The organism is Maribacter flavus (assembly GCF_008386635.1).
GTDB lineage: Bacteria > Bacteroidota > Bacteroidia > Flavobacteriales > Flavobacteriaceae > Maribacter > Maribacter flavus.
In genome coordinates, this window is the sequence record NZ_VUOE01000001.1 from 331,168 (window position 1) to 345,660 (window position 14,493).

At 43.1% G+C, this 14,493-nt stretch carries 13 protein-coding genes; 3 read left to right on the forward strand and 10 right to left on the reverse strand.

The features are described 5' to 3' along the window. Positions 1-37: 37 nt before the first annotated feature. Together F0361_RS01550 and mdh are read right to left on the reverse strand one after the other, a co-directional pair. A complete protein-coding gene (locus F0361_RS01550; protein ID WP_154916947.1) occupies positions 38-652 on the reverse strand; it encodes a hypothetical protein in 615 nt (204 codons plus the stop codon). 141 nt (positions 653-793) lie between these two features. Further along, positions 794-1,720 carry a malate dehydrogenase gene (gene mdh / locus F0361_RS01555; RefSeq protein WP_154916948.1) on the reverse strand — a complete coding sequence of 309 codons (927 nt, stop codon included), beginning with the start codon at positions 1,718-1,720 and terminating at the stop codon, positions 794-796. A gap of 290 nt (positions 1,721-2,010) precedes the next feature. Between mdh and F0361_RS01560 the strand changes: the two genes are divergently transcribed. Further along, positions 2,011-2,385, forward strand: coding sequence for a hypothetical protein (locus F0361_RS01560; RefSeq protein ID WP_154916949.1), 375 nt, complete (start codon positions 2,011-2,013; stop codon positions 2,383-2,385). Positions 2,386-2,532: 147 nt separating this feature from the next. On the opposite strand, the gene F0361_RS01565 is transcribed toward F0361_RS01560, so the two are convergent. From F0361_RS01565 to asnB, 3 genes are all read right to left on the reverse strand, one after another. Beyond that, on the reverse strand, positions 2,533-3,546 hold the full coding sequence (locus F0361_RS01565; RefSeq protein WP_154916950.1) for a DUF6588 family protein: 1,014 nt from the start codon (positions 3,544-3,546) through the stop codon (positions 2,533-2,535). Positions 3,547-3,616: 70 nt separating this feature from the next. Further along, positions 3,617-5,557, reverse strand: a complete 1,941-nt coding sequence (gyrB, locus tag F0361_RS01570; RefSeq protein ID WP_154916951.1) for a DNA topoisomerase (ATP-hydrolyzing) subunit B — start codon at positions 5,555-5,557, stop codon at positions 3,617-3,619. Positions 5,558-5,854: 297 nt separating this feature from the next. Then, complete coding sequence (gene asnB / locus F0361_RS01575) at positions 5,855-7,525, reverse strand: asparagine synthase B (RefSeq protein WP_154916952.1); 1,671 nt, start codon at positions 7,523-7,525, stop codon at positions 5,855-5,857. A gap of 241 nt (positions 7,526-7,766) precedes the next feature. On the opposite strand from asnB, the gene F0361_RS01580 reads away from it, so the two are divergent. Then, positions 7,767-8,306: a DUF2911 domain-containing protein gene (locus tag F0361_RS01580; protein WP_154916953.1), complete on the forward strand. Its 540-nt coding sequence runs from the start codon at positions 7,767-7,769 to the stop codon at positions 8,304-8,306. Between the two features lie 86 nt (positions 8,307-8,392). Here F0361_RS01580 and F0361_RS01585 read toward each other — a convergent pair whose 3' ends face one another. The 4 genes from F0361_RS01585 to F0361_RS01600 form a co-directional block, all read right to left on the reverse strand. Then, positions 8,393-8,779 (reverse strand): hypothetical protein, encoded by a 387-nt coding sequence (locus F0361_RS01585; protein WP_211361132.1) that lies wholly within the window; start codon positions 8,777-8,779, stop codon positions 8,393-8,395. A 42-nt stretch (positions 8,780-8,821) separates the two neighbouring features. Further along, entirely contained in the window at positions 8,822-10,633 is a 1,812-nt protein-coding gene (locus F0361_RS01590; protein ID WP_154916955.1) for a DUF885 domain-containing protein, read from the reverse strand. 28 nt (positions 10,634-10,661) lie between these two features. Then, positions 10,662-11,417, reverse strand: coding sequence for an NYN domain-containing protein (locus F0361_RS01595; RefSeq protein ID WP_154916956.1), 756 nt, complete (start codon positions 11,415-11,417; stop codon positions 10,662-10,664). A 71-nt stretch (positions 11,418-11,488) separates the two neighbouring features. Further along, a complete protein-coding gene (locus F0361_RS01600; protein ID WP_154916957.1) occupies positions 11,489-12,442 on the reverse strand; it encodes a DUF6807 family protein in 954 nt (317 codons plus the stop codon). A 98-nt stretch (positions 12,443-12,540) separates the two neighbouring features. Here F0361_RS01600 and F0361_RS01605 point away from each other — a divergent pair, with 98 nt between their 5' ends. Next, on the forward strand, positions 12,541-13,335 hold the full coding sequence (locus F0361_RS01605; RefSeq protein ID WP_154916958.1) for an NIPSNAP family protein: 795 nt from the start codon (positions 12,541-12,543) through the stop codon (positions 13,333-13,335). Here the strand turns inward: F0361_RS01605 and F0361_RS01610 are convergent. After that, entirely contained in the window at positions 13,332-14,456 is a 1,125-nt protein-coding gene (locus F0361_RS01610; protein WP_246160786.1) for an OmpA family protein, read from the reverse strand. The two genes, F0361_RS01605 and F0361_RS01610, sit on opposite strands and share 4 nt — an antisense overlap. Between the last annotated feature and the right edge of the window lie 37 nt (positions 14,457-14,493).

Here is a 14,493-nt window from a genome sequence, read left to right on the forward strand (position 1 = left end):
AAGTATTTGAAAGCCTTTGGGTAATTCTTAATGGCTGCTAGCCAATGCCATGTAGGAAAGGTCCCGCCCTACCCTCTGGTATATTCCGTGAAGTGTTGTCTATTGCTATGGCAATAGTTTGGTACGTCTTGAAAGCCGTTTGGTCGAAAACCGGCCGTACAGAGAACGTAATAGTAGGGTTTATCGCCAGGGAACTGTAAAACCCGCTGTATATTTCCTGCTGATTGGAAACCACATCCCCACTGATTTTTAAACCTTGGGGCCCTTGTTGGTGCAAATCTGAAACTACCAGACTGTAATTATCCTGTATGGGTTCTTTTGGTGATTTGAATGGAAGTTCCTCCCCATGTTCCAATGACATGGTTGTTTCCTCCGAAAGGAATTCCTTTACAACGTTCGCATCGATATCGCTGTAATAACGAATGTTTATATGGCCAGTAACGTCCTCGTAGACCTCTATTCCTTCAACACCCAAGAACAACAGCTTATTCGTGATGTTCGACAACACCTCATCACGAGCGTTTTCCGAGGCTACTTCCACATCGCCGAACTGTAGGGAAATCTGCTGATTGGAAACCTTTTTATGCGGTTGGCTCAGCCCCAATAGGGCGAAGATGACCAGTAAACTACTTATGCACCATTTTGCATTCATGGCGCAAATATAAAAAGAAAGATTATTGTTGAAAGTAAATAATTGATAATACGTATCATAAGGAGCGGCCTTCCTTAAATAAGTAAAACCTCTGGAACCAAATTCCAAAGGTTTTACTTTTAAGAAGAATATGTTTAAAAACTATAGCTCCAATAAGCCATTCGTTTTGGAAACACCCTCCGCACTTTCCTTCATTTTGGCTTTTTCCGCGTCGCTTAAAGGAATGTCCACAATCTGCTCGATACCGTTTTTACCAAGTATAACGGGAACACCTATACAAATATCGTTCAGTCCGTATTCTCCTTCCAACATAGTGGAACAAGGGAACATTTTCTTTTGGTCGCAGGCAATGGCCTGAACCAATGCGGAAACCGCTGCACCGGGAGCGTACCAAGCACTGGTGCCCAACAATTTGGTCAATGTGGCACCGCCAACCTTGGTATCTTCAGCTACTTGTTGCAATCTATCCTCGGACAAAAATTCAGATACTTTTATACTATTTCTTGTAGCATGGGAAGTCAGGGGTACCATTCCCGTATCACTGTGACCACCGATCACCATTCCGTCCACATCGGAAATTGGTGCATCCAAGGCCTCTGCCAAGCGGTATTTGAAACGAGCGCTGTCCAAAGCCCCACCCATACCTATAATCTTGTTCTTGGGCAGATCGGTTGTTTTATGCACCAAATAGGTCATGGTATCCATAGGATTACTAACCACGATGATGATAACATTTGGGGAATGTTCAATTAGATTACTGGAGACCGTCTTTACGATACCCGCATTGATTCCGATCAACTCTTCCCGTGTCATGCCCGGTTTTCTTGGAATACCCGATGTGATAACGGCGATATCGCTATTAGCGGTTTTTGAATAATCGTTGGTACTTCCGGTAATTTTGGTATCAAAGCCGTTCAAGGACGCGGTCTGCATTAAATCCATGGCCTTACCTTCTGCAAAACCTTCCTTTATATCCAGAATCACTACTTCCGAAGCAAAATCCTTAATGGCAATGTACTCCGCACAACTGGCTCCTACCGCTCCAGCTCCAACTACTGTAACTTTCATGTTAGTATATTTTTATGATTTAATTTATTATGATAACTTAAAAGATGTAATTCCACCTTTCAGGCTTGCCAAAAATACTCAATTCTTAACAATTTATCAGGAGGGAATAGTTTAATATATGCCGATTTCCAACTTTTAAAAACATCGATAAAATGCAGCTCACGTTAAAAAAAGATGCCTTTCAACGAAGAAATCTAAAAAAAGTTGCCGTACATCGATTTTTAGTAATATCGCAAAAGAAGCCCCGTTAATAGCTATGGATCCCAAATCCAAACAAAACCTACTTAGTAATGAAAAAGTTCCTCTCGTTAATGGCCATATGTGCCATTATCTTTTCTGCCAACTGTTCTCGTGTAGAACAGAACAACGACCCCATTATTGGCATTTGGTTTCAGGCCGGAACGGAAATCAGTAACGGTTCTTCCAAAAGCACCCTCCGTAAAGAATGGATTTTCAATGATGTCTACCTTGGTAGGTATCATGAAATCAACGGAAACGACATTACCCTACAAACAGATTTTAAGTGGTCAAAGGAAGGGGAAATCTATACCATAGAATATAGGGGTCTGGAAAATGTACCTGTTGATCGGTTGAAAATTATTGAAACCGACCAAGGTACCGTTTTGGAAAAGGTAGACGGTGAGTACGTAGCCATCAGGGAATAAAAATTTTCACAGGGCCATGGGAAAGAGCCTGTTCGGAGAAATCTGGGCAGGCTCTTCATGTATGAAAAAGGACCAAACCAAAATTTGCCAAATAGGTACAAAAAACCCGGCAATTTGCCGGGCCAATTATTTGTATTTTTCCGATGATTATCTAAATCCGAAATTGACGCCAAAGGTCCAAGTATTGAACTCGCCAAGGGTATAATCGGCATTCAATCTAAAGAAGCCCAACTTCAATTTTGCACCTACATTGCCCGTAACACCGTTTACTTTTTTGGTAATTGAAAAGGGGTCTTCGTACGTTTCCGAAGCAAATGGACCTGCAGTAACCTCATAGGTTCCCAAAACATCCGTTACCGATTTTCCCGTTACATAGCCCACTCCCCCGTAAAAATTGATGATGGGAAGCTTGGTGGAGACCACAGCGTTGAAGGCCCAGGTACTGATAGCGGCCTCGATGCGTTGATCATTACCCTGTACCAGGTTAAAATCCGTTAGGTCGTAATCCCCGTTCACCTTTGTATATCCTATTACGGCAGAAATGGCTACGGGTAAAATCTTGTCCGCGGGCAGAAGTTTAGTAAAATCGTGCTGCAATCCAAAACCGATCAAGCCTACGGCCGCACCTTCATACTCCAATTTGGGCAAAAACCGGGCCTTTATCTCAGTTCCCTTGATAAGACCCACGCTGCCTTGTAAGTATCCAGAAGGCACAAAATCAATACCCTCTCCTGAAAGTCCCGAAGGCAATTCAAAAGTTTGTCGCACCGTGGTCCCGGCAACCTGTCCTTCAACGAATACCTCTACACCGCTTATATCACCAAGCGCAGTGGAAACCTCCCTTGCTACCCCCGGATTGTTGACAAAATCCAAGTTTTGATAATCATTGGGGTCAAGGACAAATGCTTTTTTGTCCGACTTATTTTTAAAATTGGTTAGGTTTCCAACCACTGAAATTTCAAATCCCCCAAGGGGTTTGGCATCGGCGGTATTGTACCAGCCAGTCGCAAAATTATATACGGCACTTTCTGAAAGTGGCTCCAAATAGTCCGTTGTAAATTGTTCCGCGTCTTCCACCCCTGCCGCCAAAAGGTCGTTCAAATCCTGAGCCATAGCGGCACTAAAACCACACAACAAAAAACATGTAAGTAAATTCTTCATTTTTTAATTTTTGTTAAAACTAAAAAACCTGCGTTTTTGGCGCAGGTTTTTGTTGTGTAATAGGCTTTTTCTATGTGTCAATGTTCGCATAGACGGCATTTTTCTCAATGAATTCCCGTCTTGGAGGAACCTCGTCACCCATGAGCATGGAGAATATGCGGTCCGTTTCCGTAGCATTTTCAATGGTGATTTGACGTAATGTCCTGAACTCTGGATTCATAGTAGTGTCCCACAACTGCTCCGCATTCATTTCCCCAAGACCTTTGTAGCGCTGGATACTTACACCACCACTGTAGCTGGCAGCAATTTCATCACGCTCCTTATCTGTCCAGGCATATTGTTTCTTTTGACCTTTCTTGACCAAATATAGCGGAGGCGTCGCTATATACACATGACCCCCTTCGATCAATTCCCGCATATATCGGAAAAAGAACGTCAAAATCAATGTTTCAATGTGGCTACCATCCACATCGGCATCACACATGATAACCACTTTATGATAGCGCAATTTTTCAAGGTTCAAGGCTTTACTATCCTCTTCGGTACCAATGGTAACGCCTAGGGCCGTATAAATGTTCTTGATTTCCTCGTTCTCAAAAACCTTATGCTGCATGGCCTTTTCTACGTTCAGAATTTTACCCCTCAATGGCAGAATGGCCTGAAAGTTCCTGTCCCTACCTTGCTTGGCAGTACCACCGGCCGAATCCCCCTCCACAAGGAACACTTCACATTGTGTGGGATCCTGCTCGGAACAATCCGATAATTTCCCGGGCAATCCTCCGACGCTCATCACCGTTTTACGCTGCACCATCTCCCTGGCCTTGGTGGCCGCATGCCTGGCCTGTGCCGCCAGTATCACTTTTTGTACTATTATTTTGGCATCGTCCGGATGTTCTTCCAAATAGTCCGTCAACATTTCAGAAACGGCCTGGCTCACCGCAGAGGATACCTCTCGGTTTCCCAATTTGGTTTTTGTCTGACCTTCAAACTGGGGTTCCGCCACCTTAACGGATACAATAGCCGTCAATCCTTCCCTGAAATCATCGCCTTGAATCTCGAACTTGAGTTTGTCCAGCATTCCGGAAGAGTCGGCATATTTCTTCAACGTGGTAGTCAAACCTCTTCTAAAACCTGATAAATGCGTTCCCCCTTCATGGGTGTTGATATTATTTACATAGGAATGCAAGTTCTCCGTGTAACTCGTATTGTAGATCATGGCCACTTCTACGGGAATATCGTTCTTCTCCCCTTCCATGGAAATCACATTTTGAATCAAAGGTTCACGGTTACCATCTAAAAACTTGACGAATTCCTTTAGTCCGTCGTTGGAGAAAAACGTTTCTGAAATAAATTCCCCTTTATCGTCCTTGCGTCTTCTATCCGTTATGGTGATGGTTACGCCTTTGTTCAGAAAGGATAGCTCACGCATTCTGTTGGACAGTGTTTCATAACTGTATTCAATGGTCTGGGTGAAAATGGTATCATCAGGTTTAAATGTGACGATGGTGCCCCTATAATCGGTTTCCCCAACACTTTTGACGGGATATAAGGCCTTTCCCCTTTCATATTCCTGTTCCCAAATTTTTCCGTCCCTATGAACAGTCGCCTTTAAATGATTGGAGAGCGCGTTCACACAGGAAACACCCACACCGTGCAAACCACCTGATACCTTATAGGAATCCTTATCGAACTTACCACCTGCCCCAATCTTGGTCATAACGACTTCCAAGGCGGACACACCTTCCTTTTTATGCAGATCTACCGGAATACCTCTACCATTATCTTTTGTGGTAATGGAGTTGTCCTCGTTTATTGTCACGCTGATGGTATCACAATGCCCACCCATGGCCTCGTCAATGGAGTTGTCCACTACCTCATAAACCAAGTGGTGCAAACCACGGACACCTACATCGCCAATGTACATAGAAGGACGCATCCTTACGTGCTCCATCCCCTCCAACGCCTGAATACTGTCCGCTGAATATTGCTTTTTATTTGCTTCTTCGCTCATAAGTTAAAAGTTGTTTTTACTTCAAATTTTGCAATCTTACAAATATACGGAATACCCCATGAAATATGACCTTTCTAAGAATTTAGGGTTGTCAAGTTATTAACAAAAATTGTGGAAAATTACAGCTGTTTTCACATCCGCAAACGGTTCAGTATTGTGTCAAGGAAAGGGTTAGAAAATAAGAAATTGATATAACAAAAGAGGTGCCAATGGATGGCACCTCTCAAGGACTAATTAAAAAATAAAAACTGCCCTGTTCTTCTCCGAGACAGGTAAACAGAATTATCGTGAAATGAACTACTTTACGTAGGCATCAGCATGTACTTTGGACACGGCACGACCAGAGGGGTCATTCATGTTCTTAAACGCCTCGTCCCACTCCAATGCGATTTTGGTACTACAAGCTACGGATGGTTCCTGAGGTACGCACAAGGCAGCCGCATCGGAAGGGAAATGTTCCTCAAATATGGAGCGATAGTAAAATTCCTCCTTCGTGGTAGGCGTTTGTAACGGGAACCTGAACTTGGCATTCGCCAATTGGTCATCGGTTACCTCGTTCGCCACCAATTCCTTTAGGGTATCGATCCAACTATATCCTACACCATCTGAAAATTGCTCTTTTTGCCTCCAGGCCACACTTTCCGGCAGCATATCCTCAAAAGCCTTACGGACGACCCACTTTTCCATGCGCTCCCCGTTGATCATTTTGTCCTTAGGGTTGATACGCATCGCCACATCCATAAATTCCTTGTCCAAAAACGGCACGCGGCCCTCTATGCCCCATGCAGCCAAGGATTTGTTGGCCCTTAAGCAATCGTACATATGCAGCTTGTCCAGCTTACGAACGGTCTCTTCATGGAAATCCTTTGGGCTTGGAGCTTTGTGGAAATACAGATAGCCTCCAAAAAGCTCGTCCGCACCTTCTCCAGACAACACCATTTTTATCCCCATCGATTTGATAACACGGGCCATCAAGTACATTGGAGTTGATGCCCTAATCGTTGTAATATCATAGGTTTCCAGGTTATAGATTACGTCTCTGATGGCATCCAAGCCTTCTTGGATGGTAAACTTGATCTCATGATGTACGGTGCCGATATGGTCCGCAACCTTTTGGGCGGCGGCCAAATCTGGGGAACCTTCCAGACCCACCGAAAAGGAATGCAGCTGGGGCCACCAAGCATCTGCCGTGTCTCCCGACTCAATTCGCTTCTGGGCATATTTTTTGGCTATGGCCGAAGTAACGGAGGAATCCAGTCCGCCAGAAAGCAATACCCCATAAGGAACATCGGACATTAACTGACGGTGTACCGCGGCTTCCAAGGCCTCTTTTATAGCTTTGATACTGGTTTCGTTTTCCTTCACGGCATCATATTCCATCCAATCCCTTTTGTACCATCGCTTCAATTCCCCGTCCGCACTATGCAAATAATGCCCCGGTGGAAACAGTTCTATCTTTGTACAAGTACCCTCCAAGGCCTTAAGCTCAGATGCCACATAGAAGGTGCCGTTTTGGTCCCAGCCCATATACAAAGGAATGATTCCCATATGGTCCCGTGCCACAAAATATTCGTCCTTTTCGGAATCATAAATAGCAAAGCCAAAAATTCCGTTCATTTCATCAATGAAGTCTGCTCCTTTTTCCTTATAAAGTGCCAAAATCACTTCACAATCGGACTCCGTCTTAAAATTATATTTACCTGCAAATTGTTTACGCAACTCCCGGTGGTTGTATATTTCGCCATTTGCGGCCAAAATCAATTTACCATCTTCACTTATTAGAGGTTGCTTCCCTGAAGCAGGGTCTACAATAGCTAAACGCTCATGGGCCAAAATGGCCTTGTCATCTGCATAAATACCGCTCCAATCGGGACCTCTATGTCGTACCTTCTTAGACATTTCCAGCAATTGAGGTCTTAGTACTTCCGTACTTTCCTTGACATCAAACGCACAAACAATTCCGCACATATTCTACTGTTTATAATAATTTGGTTACAAAAATGAACCACATGTTTATAATATAAAACACTTTGTGTAAATATGATTACATTTTTAAACCTATAAAAGATATTCTATATAAAAAAAAAACCATATTCCCACAAAATGAAAATTACGCGACTATTTTGTAAGTATGTTAAAATTTAACGACTTTTTAAAAGTATTAGCTAGGTGAACTGCTTAGCTTTGGAACACTAAATTAAATTCAATCATGAAAAAAGTTATTTACCTATCCCTATTCATTGCCGTATTAGGATTTTCAAACAGCCTAAGTGCGCAAAAGTTCTCTGGATTGGACAAAAGCCCCATGGATATGGCTTCTTATCCTACAGATTACAAAGTATCAGAAAAAGTAGTGCGCATCATATATGGACGCCCACAACTAAAAAATCGTTCCTTGGCGGAACTGGCCCCTGCCGGGGAAGTTTGGAGAACGGGTGCCAATGAAGCCGCGGAAATCACTTTTTACCAAGATGTAAATTTTGGTGGTAAGGACATAGCGGCTGGTACCTACTCTTTGTTCACAATTCCCGGTGAAGAAGAATGGACTGTCATCCTGAACAAAAATTTAAATCAATGGGGTTCCTATTTCTATGATGACAGTGCCGATGTTGCTAGAGTATCCGTCCCCAACGGTTCCGATTCTGCTAGCTTGGAAGAATTTTCCATCGCTTTCAAGGAAGTGGACAATGGTGCCCACATGGTCATGGGTTGGGACAAAACTAGAGTGGCCGTTCCCATCACTTGGTAGTACCACTTTTTACAATAAAAAAACGGACCTAGGTCCGTTTTTTATTTTCCAATTTTTAGTCAATGGCCATAACCTTCAATCTCCATTTAATTTTCCGGTAACTTTTTCACACCTTTTATGGAGAATCTACTGCCTTCTTCCGTTATGACCTGTCCCTCAAGTTCCTTTTCTTTTATCCTTAGCACCACACCAACCCGCTCCACACCATCCAGATTGACATGAAATTGCATTTTGTCACCTTCTACCAGAACATCATATGCATTGAGCGACCCTCTATTTTGCAATTGCACCTGTACAGTAAACCCGTCTTCCATTTTGTCAACTATCAAAAGACCTTCTTCATAGCCATTATCTACGCCTGCCACCCGGTAGCTCCAAATACCTACAAGGTCTATGGATTCTAAAGTTTTATCATTTGCAGTGTTTATGAACCCGTCTTGGGCGGTTCCTGTGAAAAACACTAACGAAAGCAATACTAAAATAGGAATCCCCCTCAAAATATTTGGATAAGGTTTCTACTTATAACTCGCAATCCAAGAATTTATTTTCTCCTCTAAGAGCATTAAAGGTAAACTTCCGGAGCCCAATACTTGATTATGGAACTCCCGTAAATCAAATTTTGGACCCAGTTCCATTTTGGCCTTATTCCGTAATTCCAATATTTTTAGTTGACCCATTTTATAGGAGAGCGCCTGACCGGGTGTGGCCATATATCGTTCCACTTCGGCTATTATACCTTCCTCGGACTCTGCTTCATGGGCCAAAGAATACGCTATGGCCTCTTCACGGGTCCAGCCCATTGCGTGTATTCCAGTGTCTACTACCAACCGAATGGCGCGGTGCATTTCCATACTGAGCATGCCAAAATATTGATAGGGGTCTTCATAAAGGCCCAGTTCCTTTCCAAGGGATTCCGCATACAGGGCCCACCCTTCCACAAAAACACCCATACTTTCAGGATGTAGAAATTCGGGTAGCTTTTTATTCTCCTGTTGTAGGCTCAACTGATAATGATGACCTGGTATGGCCTCATGCAGGAACAAGGCCTCATCGTGAACCACATTGTAGCTTTTGACATCGGGGATTGGAACATAAAAGGTTCCTGGCCTTTTGGCATCCTTAGAACCCGGAACGTATTCAGCACTGGCCGATGCCTCCCTGAAGGCTTCAGTACGTTTTACTATAAAATCAGCCTTTGGACGAAGATTGAACACACTATCCAATCGTAGGCTTAACCGCTCACGTATCCCATTGAAATGCGCTATTACCTCCTCTGGATTTTCGAATGGCATTAGTTCTTTCTTGGTTCGAACCATATTGAAAAAATCATTTAATTCGCCTTCAAACCCCAAATCTTCCTTAACTTTTTCCATTTCGCCTGTGATGCGTTCTACTTCTTGCTTACCCAAGGCATGGATTTCTTCTGCAGTCATCTTCGTGGTCGTATGCAAACGGATCAAATAATCATAGGTCCCACGCCCATTTGGTAAGGCGGACAGTCCATCCGTTTCCCTACAGACAGGAAGATATTCCTGTTCCAAAAATTGATACAATTCTTCGTACATGGGAAGGATTTCTTGGGTAATTATTCTCTCATAATCGGCTTTCAAGCCTACCCTAACATCTTCCTGAATCGCTTCCGGAAAGTGGAGCACTGGCTGATAAAAAAGATTTTCCTCCAGGGGAATATCTATGAATGCCTTAATCTGCGGTAGCATTTTTAATGTTAGGACCTTGGGTAAAACGATTTCCTTTTTCATTCCTTCCCGCATATGTTCCATACATGTATCCAAAAACTGAAGGTAGTCTTCCAATCTGTGTAACCAATTTTCATAATCCTCTTTAGTGGCGAAGGGCTGTACACTGGCACCCCCGGCCAATTGGGCCACATATAGATGGAGCGACTGTACTTGGAACAAGGGCATAAGTTCAAAACTGGGGAGGTTGTAAATGGGAGATGCCATGGTTACCAAGGAGTTGTTCAGCCCTTCCAATTTCATCCGGCAGTCCCATTCCAGGACCCGGGCACTCAAGGCATCTTCCTTGGTGAGCTCGGACATAGGATACTTTTCCAGTTCGGACAAAAACGAGATATAGGACTTTCTGAGATATTCCTGATGGCTGTCTGAGATATAATTGACAATGGTATCATTGTAGGTATCAATCCCCGCCTTTGTGGCCTCTATGGGATTAATTTCTTTTTGAAAATCGTAAAAAGCAACAAAAAGACTATCTATGTTCCCGGTATCCTCTTTTGTAGTTTTACGCTCTGGTGTACAGGCTCCAAGCAATAGTATTATTGCTACAATTAATCCTTTGCAATTCATGGTCAATGGTTTTTAGGATGCTATAGCTCTATTTCGATTTTTTATGTTTCTTTTCCTTTATCCGCACATAAATGAGCTTGTTCCTACCCTTGGAATCCTCACGCCGCTCAATTTCAAAATGTGGTATGGAGTTGATCAAAGGGGTCAGCTTTTGAAAGCCATAGTTTCTTGAATCAAAATTTGGCTGCTTTTTCTGGAGCAAACTTCCAACATCGCCCAAGAATGCCCAGCCGTCGTCGTCCGCAACATCATCAATCGTTGTCGCTATGAACCGAAGGTCCTTGGGTGTAATTTTGTCAACATTGCTCTTTTCCGTTTTTGAACTGTTTTTGGCCGATGTAGAATCATCCGACTCACTCTTGAGGATTTCCAGATAGATAAAACGGTCACAAGCTACAATGAACGGGTTTGGCGTCTTTCGCTCACCGATACCAAAAACCTGCATACCGGCTTCCCGAAGTCGGGTGGCCAATCGTGTAAAATCGCTGTCACTGCTTACCAAACAAAAACCGTTCACTTTCCCGGAATACAAAATATCCATGGCATCGATGATCATGGCAGAATCCGTAGCATTTTTACCTTGCGTATATCCGTACTGTTGTACTGGCGTGATGGCATTTTCCAAAAGCAGGTTTTTCCACTTTCCCAATCTTGGGTTGGTCCAATCCCCATAAATACGCTTGATGGTAGGGTTTCCATATTTTGCGATTTCCTCCATCATTTCCTTAACATACCCGGCGGGTATATTATCACCATCGATAAGCACGGCCAAGTTTAAGTCCATTTGTGTTGTTTTGCGTAAAGTTACAGGGTTTTCTCCCTATTTGAACAATGGACGGATATTAAATTGTAATGCTATTCCGATAATTTATAATATTCCTTTTGTAAATCGAATAAGGTTGTAGTTTGAATAAAACCATCATGAACGACCAACCTATATTTCAAAACAAGGGGGCTTTCTCGCGATAAGGGTACGGGGTTGGCCCCAGGAAATGGATACACTGCGTTCTGCATGCTATTCTGGGAACGCAGAATCCACGGATTTGGATGAGGGAGATTGTCCTTTGAAGGAATGATCGTTAAACCATACGGTGTTTTATCTTTACCGACCCTGCTAAGGATGTTTATCCAGTTCTTACCCGGAACCGGCGTGTTTTCCGGGGTTATTTTTCCTTCGGAATCCTTAAACATCACATCCTCCGATAATCGTACCCTTGCCGAAAATCCCCCATATCCCTTTTCATCCTCTGAGCCACCAATAGAAATAGAATCGAACAACGGATACAGTTGAATCTTAATATCCACCACCCTATAATTGCCTTTTCTGGGATAGACCGTTATCCAATTTGTTTCCGATACAAACGGTATTTTGGCACCATCTTGGTCAAGATACACCTCCGATTCCCAAAGCACCTCATTTTTTAGTGTGATTGCCCCATTGCGTACCGCAGTTTCGGATGTATTGATTACATTCCATTCAAAATCCTTTACTTCCCAACCGTCACCTATTCTTTTCCGGTTGATATACAACTGATGCCACGCCCAAAAAATGCCCCTATGGTGCAAATGGTCCTCCGGGAAATCTTCTGTAATAGAAACACCGTCCAAAGAAAATAAGGGATGTATGTAATTGGCCCTTTCATAGCTTCCATTCAAGGATTTTGGCTCTTTTTGATAGACGAGTACACTGTCCTTTCCTTCCAAGAATACAGCATTTTTGTCCGATATATGAAGATCCACTTGTTGGGAAAAAATACGTCCCCAACAAAAGACAAAAACTATAAAAAGAATGGGTGCGCTTTTGGACATCTTAGATATATAGATTCCAAACTACCAAAATTTATCGGAACCTACATCGAAACTAAATAGAATTAGTAACTTAAACCCTGAAATTAACAAACCAAAGCATGGCAACGAACAATAAAATCACATCGATTCGCATTATCCTTTTTCTTTTTTTTATAAGTATTGCAAATGTTTTTGCACAGGTCCAAAAACAGGAGTACTACGAACTGAAAACATATACCATTAAGAACGAGGCCCAGGAAAAAAGGGTGGATGATTATCTCGAAAAGGCCTATCTACCGGCTTTAAAGAGGATGGGCTTTGGGAATATAGGGGTTTTCAAAATCCGACCTGGAAAATTCGTTAAGGCCGATAAAATCTTTGTGCTTATCCCATTTTCCTCCGTGGACGAATTTGTGAAAATGGAAGCTTCCCTGGCCGTGGACAAAACCCATCTAGCCGCCGGTGAGGACTATATCACGGCAACACATGACAACCCTCCCTATGAACGTATCAGTTCCACCTTGATGCGGGCCTTCTCAAAAATGCCGAAAATGAAACCGAGCCCGATAGGGTCCCCGCGCAAGGACAGGGTCTATGAACTGCGAAGTTATGAGTCCCCTACCGAGGCCTTTTACATAAACAAAGTGTCCATGTTCAACGAAGGCGAGGAGGTTGAATTGTTCGAAAGCCTGGAAGCCAATGCCGTTTTTTATGGCGAAGTACTTTCGGGAGACCGTATGCCCAACCTCATGTACATGACCACTTATGAAAATATGGAAAAAAGGGACGCCCTTTGGAAAGCCTTTGTGGTATCGGATAAGTGGCAGGAGCTTATAGGGGAGGAAAAATACAAAAACAATGTGAACAAGGCAGATATCTGGCTTTTATATCCTACCGACTATTCCGATTATTAATTGTTTTTCGTAAACACAAATTCCACCCTGCGGTTTTCATGACGGCCCGAGCTCGTATTGTTGGTCCCTATCGGCCGGGAACTACCAAAACCATCATAATCTATTCTATTGGCTGCTATGCCATGTTGCATTAGAAATTGTGCAACGGCCGAAGCCCTCTTTTTTGAAAGAAACTGGTTATAGGCTGCTGTCCCAATGGCATCGGTATGGCCCATAATCGAAATCGACACCGTGGGATTTGAATTCAAATAGGATACGATCTGCATCAACTCAGCTATGGCATCATCGGAAATATCAAAACTGTCAAATTCAAAAAGTAGGTTGTTGAACCTGTGTACCTCGTTTGTACTATAGTGCCGCGAATTTCCTGCTACCGTACGGTTTCCCCCTTTGGATTCGCTCCCGGAACCCACCAAAGAGATCATATCCAAATAATAATACGAACCCTCTGTTGCCCTGCGCTTGGTCTTAAAGGTCTGTGTCCTTTTATTGTCCTTGAAATTCCCTATAATCAGATAGTTCTCCGTTCCGTTCGCCACAAACTTCTTTTCCACCTTCACCCAAGCAGCATCATCGGAATAGAAATCGGAATACCTGATCTCAAAGGTATTTGAAACATCCCCGGGCACTTTGGACAGGTGCATCCTGGAAAGTACTTTGGTCGTTGCTACCTTTAGTGGGTTTTCAGAGAGGAGAATCCCGAATTCCTTAATAGCAAAATCCGACCGTTCCGCCAAACTTACATAAAATGAAAGCGTGTAGATTTCATCCTTTTTGAGTGTTTTGGTGAGGGTGGCCTGCAAATATTCCCTATAGTCATCCGGGGCATAGAGATAGAGCCCAACATAACCATCTCCAAATTCGGCCGGTTGTTCCCCGTTAAAATTTTTAGGGGTTCCCATGGCCTGACTACAGGCGTGAAAATAATCTGTGGATCCCAAGGTTGGAATGTTCCAATGGACCAAATCCTCCTCAAGATTTCCCAACTTTTTGGGACAGTTCACAAACTCCTCAAAACTGGGATTTTTTACCAGATTTTGCCCATACAACCCGCACCACCCGATAATCAGAACGAAAATTGGAACGATACACCGCCAATATGGATTTAAAGGACGCACCACTCCCCTAATTTAAAAAATAAGGGGGTTATTTATACGG